The following is a 4,300-nucleotide window of genomic DNA, read 5'->3' on the forward strand; positions in this document are numbered from 1 at the left end:
GGGTTGGGGTGAGGGTCGAGGCCGGGAATTTTAAGCGGCGGGGACTAAAGTCCCCGCCCTACATTTAGGAGAAAGCCGAGGTGAGGGGCACGTCCCCTCCCCCCTCTGGGGAGAGGGTTAGGGTGAGGGGTTAAAGCAGCGAGGATTTGCCGGGGGCATAGCTCGCTTCGCTCGGTTAAAATCCCCGCCCTTCGTGCATTGACCGACGTAGGGCGGCCCCTCCGCGGGCCGCCGCGATTAACAAAGCGGCGGGGACTAAAGTCCCCGCCCTACATTCGGGCGAATGGCGGTGGATGACCGAACGGGCGGGTGTGGACACCCGCCCCTACGCCTATACACCGCGAACCCGACCCGTAGGGGCGACCGTCCACGGTCGCCCGTTGAGAAGGGGTCGGCGCGCCGCCCCTTTTTCTTGCCGCAAAATAAACCGCCGCGCTATACTTGACCCCGTGGAACCTCCCCGCTTTCCCCAAGAATTCCCGGCCGAGGCGGTGAGCCTCCGGCGCGACTACGGCCCCGACGAGAGCCTCTCCCCCGACGAGCCCGACGCCGTCCTCGCCGGGAACGAGATCTTCCTCTTCGGCCTCCCCGACGGCTGGCGCAGGCTCACCCTGGACGAGGTCCACGCCGTGCGGTCGCGCAGCCGGGTCGTTTTCGGCCCGTGGCGGCTGGTGGCGGCCATGCTGGTCCCCTCTTCGTCGGCCTGGTCACTCGGAGGCTGGCCGAGGCGGAAGGTTAATCCGCGCCCCGCCGGGCGGTAATCCAAAGGACCAGGCGGACCACGAGACCCGCGGCGAAGACCCCTACGCAGAGCCAGCCCACCACCGGCTCGATCCAGAAACCGATAAAAGTCCCACCCGCGATGCACGCCACGAGAACCAGCCCCATCACGGGGTGGCGGGTGAACTGACTGATACCTTCGCGCTGGTCGCTCATGACCGGGCGATTCTATCACCCCCGGCCCGCGTTGACATTCCCCCGGGGCGGGGGTATAATTCGTTGAGACATAACTCAAAGAGTATCCACCACTTAAGCCCATGAAACGTCCCGACGAACCGCTCGCCCTCTCCGCCCTTTCCGACGCCGAGGTCAAAAAGACCCTCGCCGGACTCGGCATCCACCTCACGCCCGACGAAGCCCGCTCGCTCATTCAACTGCTGGGCCGGGAGCCGACCCTTTCTGAGGCGCACCTCTTCAACATCATGTGGAGTGAGCACTGCTCGTACAAATCGAGCCGGGCGCTGTTGGCTGCGCATCTGCCCACCGACGGCCCCAACGTCATCCAGGGCCCCGCCGAGGACGCCGGCATCGTCGAGTTCATCGTCCATGAGGGCGTGCGCTACGGCATCGTCTTCGCCCACGAGAGCCACAACCACCCGAGCCAGGTGGTGCCCAACGAGGGCGCGGCTACCGGCATCGGCGGCATCGTCCGCGACGTGTACTGCATGGGGGGCGAGGTCTTCGCCGTGCTGGACCCGCTGCGGTTCGGCGACCCGACCGGACCCGTCGGGACGCGCTCGGCGGAAATCGCCGCCGGCGTGGTGGACGGCATCTGGCAGTACGGCAACCCGCTGGGGGTGCCCAACCTGGGCGGGGACGCCTACTTCAGCGAAAAATTCGACGACAACTGCCTGGTGAACGTGGTGGCGGTGGGGCTGGTGCGCGCGGACGAAATCATCCACAGCCGCGTGCCCGACGAGGCCCGCCGGACGCCCTACGTCTACGTCCTGGTCGGCAAGGCCACGGACGACTCGGGCTTCGGCGGGGCGGCCTTCGCCAGCGTGGACCTGGACTCCGGCGAGGAGAACCGCGGGGCGGTGCAGGTGCCCGACCCCTTCCTGTCGCGGGTGCTGACCGAGGCGAACAAGGCGGCCTGGCGCCACCTGCGGGCAAAGGGCCTCGCCTTCGGAATGAAGGACCTGGGGGCGGGGGGCATCGCCTGCGCCACGAGCGAGATGGCTGCGGCGGCGGGCCTCGGCGCCGACGTACACCTCGATAAAGTCCCGGTCTCCATGGAGGGCCTCCCGCCCTACATCGTCGCCTGCGGCGAGACCCAGGAGCGCTACATGTACGCCGTGCCCGTTGCAGCCGCGGAGGAGTTTTGTAAAATTTTCAACACGGATTGGGAGCTGGGGAAGGCGGCGGTGGGCGCGGCGGCAACCGTCATCGGCGAGATACTGCCCGAGGACCGCTACCGCCTGTTGTGGAAAGGGACCGCGGCGGAGGAAATTCCAGTCTGCGACGTCAGCACCCGGACCATCACCCACGGGATCAAGCACGACCGGCCCCGCACCCCGCCCGCGCCCCGGCCGGTCCCCGCGAGGCGAAAGCCCGATCTGACCTGGGGCGAGGTTTTGAAAAAAATGCTCGCCTCGCCCAACGGCTGCTCCCGCTACCCCATCTTCAAGCGCTACGACTGCGAGGTGCAGGGGCGCACGGTCCTGCGGCCGGGGGAGGCAGACGCCGGGGTGGTGATGCCGCTCTCGGGCTGCCCCGCGGGGGTGGCCATGACCGCCGACGGCAACCCGCGCCTGGGCGAGGTGGACCCGTACCTGGGCGCGGTGCACGCCGTGGCCGAAGCCGCCCGCAACGTGGCCTGCACCGGGGCCGCGCCGGCGGCAATCACCGACTGCCTCAATTACGGCAACCCGGAGAAGCCGGAGATTTTTTTCCAGTTCGCCGAGGGACTGCGGGGGATCGGCGACGCCTGCCGGGGGCTGGGGCTGGTGGGCCATCCCGGCGCGCCCTTGCCCGTGGTCTCCGGCAACGTCAGCTTCTACAACCAGTCGGCCCAGGGGAAGGCCGTCCCGCCCTCGCCCGTCATCGCCTGCGTGGGGGTCATCGCCGACGCGCGCAACGCCACCGGGCAGTGCGCCCTGGGGCCGGGGGAGGAGCTTCTCTTCGTCGGAAAAAGAAGGCCCGAGCTGGGCGGGAGCCTTTATTACGAGACGGTGTACGGCGACGTGGCCGGAGAGCCGCCCCCGGCGGAGCTCGACCGCTGGCGCACCGAGCTGGCCGCAATCGTGGAATTCGTCGGAGGCGGGAAGGCTATCGCCTGCCACGACGTTTCCGACGGCGGCCTGGCGCTCTGCCTGGCGGAAATCGCGCTGGGGACGTACCTCTCGGGCGGCGTGGGCCTGGAGGCGGATATGAGCGAAATCGCCAGCAGTCTGAAGCCGGAGGCGCTTCTGTTCAACGAGGCCCCCGGCTACATCCTGACCGTCCGGGTAGGCGAGGGGGCGGCGGTGGTGGAATTTTTTAAAGGAAAGGGCTGCGCGGCGGCGCTCCTCGGCCGGACCACCGACCAACGGCGCTTCACCCTGACCCTGGGTAAGCGTATACTGGTGGCGGAAAATCTCGACGAGCTGCGCGGGCTCTGGTCCGGCGGCCTGGAAAAAATCTTCGGCGCGTGAAAAACCCACCCCCTCTCCCCTCTAGGGAGAAGCGCGCTTACGGGCTAGGGTGAGGGGTGAGCGGGCTCCGGCGGTGGTTCGGGTCGCGGGCGCCCGCAGAGGGGCGCCCCTACGGGGGCGGATTCGATCCGGGGTGAGGGCTACCATTGATAAAAGGTGGATTATGCGTACACTGATAATTCTGCTGGCTTTGCTGGTGGTCGCCGGGCTGGCCGAGCAGCCGGCCATCGCCATCATTGACCTGGAGGCCAAACTCTGCGCCAAGGACCTTGCGGATGCCGTCTCCGACATCCTGCGCACAGAAGTAATTGATAGCGGGCGGTTCCGGGTGATCGAGCGGGCGCAGCTGGCCGAGGTGATAAAGGAACATGCCTTCCAGTTGTCGGGCATGGTGGATGAGAGCACCATTGCCGAGTTCGGTAAGCTGGTGGGGGCGGACTATGTCGCCCTGGGCAGCGTCTCGGTCCTCGGCGGCACCTACACCGTCACGCTGCGCTTTATTGACGTGGAGACGGCGGAGGCCGTCCTGGGCAAGACGGAGAGCACCAACAGCCAATCGGGCCTGCCCGACGTGTGCCGCAGGCTGGCCGCGGCGCTCACCGGCCTGCCGTACAGCGGAACCTCCGGTGATGACGGCTCCTCTACGGCGACATCCTCCACCGGCGATGACGGTTCCTCATCGGCGCCATCTTCCTCCGGCCGCATCGCGGGGAAGATCGGGCTCGCCGGACCGGTGCAGATAACCGGCGAGGGTGCGGGTGATCTGGCCCGTTCGAAGACCGAGATCATCGCCGCCGTCTCCTCGGCCCTCGGGCCGGCGCGGCAGCAGTACAACGAGCTTTTAAAGACCAACCCCAACGCCAGCGGCTCCATCAGTATCATCTTCG

The 4,300-nt window shown here is 67.6% G+C and carries 4 protein-coding genes; 3 read left to right on the forward strand and 1 reads right to left on the reverse strand.

What is annotated here, in order from left to right; genetic code table 11:
• Positions 1–491 precede the first annotated feature (491 nt).
• Entirely contained in the window at positions 492–761 is a 270-nt protein-coding gene (locus NTW26_03055; GenBank protein MCX7021252.1) for a hypothetical protein, read from the forward strand.
• Here the strand turns inward: NTW26_03055 and NTW26_03060 are convergent.
• Positions 736–936 (reverse strand): hypothetical protein, encoded by a 201-nt coding sequence (locus tag NTW26_03060; GenBank protein MCX7021253.1) that lies wholly within the window; start codon positions 934–936, stop codon positions 736–738. The genes NTW26_03055 and NTW26_03060 overlap by 26 nt on opposite strands.
• A 101-nt stretch (positions 937–1,037) precedes the next feature.
• On the opposite strand from NTW26_03060, the gene purL reads away from it, so the two are divergent.
• Together purL and NTW26_03070 are read left to right on the forward strand one after the other, a co-directional pair.
• Positions 1,038–3,413, forward strand: coding sequence for a phosphoribosylformylglycinamidine synthase subunit PurL (gene purL / locus NTW26_03065; GenBank protein MCX7021254.1), 2,376 nt, complete (start codon positions 1,038–1,040; stop codon positions 3,411–3,413).
• 163 nt (positions 3,414–3,576) lie between these two features.
• Positions 3,577–4,300, forward strand: a 724-nt coding sequence (locus NTW26_03070) for a hypothetical protein (protein ID MCX7021255.1), incomplete at its 3' end; no start/stop codon positions are given.

It is taken from the genome of bacterium, from assembly GCA_026398675.1.
Taxonomy (GTDB): Bacteria; RBG-13-66-14; RBG-13-66-14; order RBG-13-66-14; family RBG-13-66-14; genus RBG-13-66-14.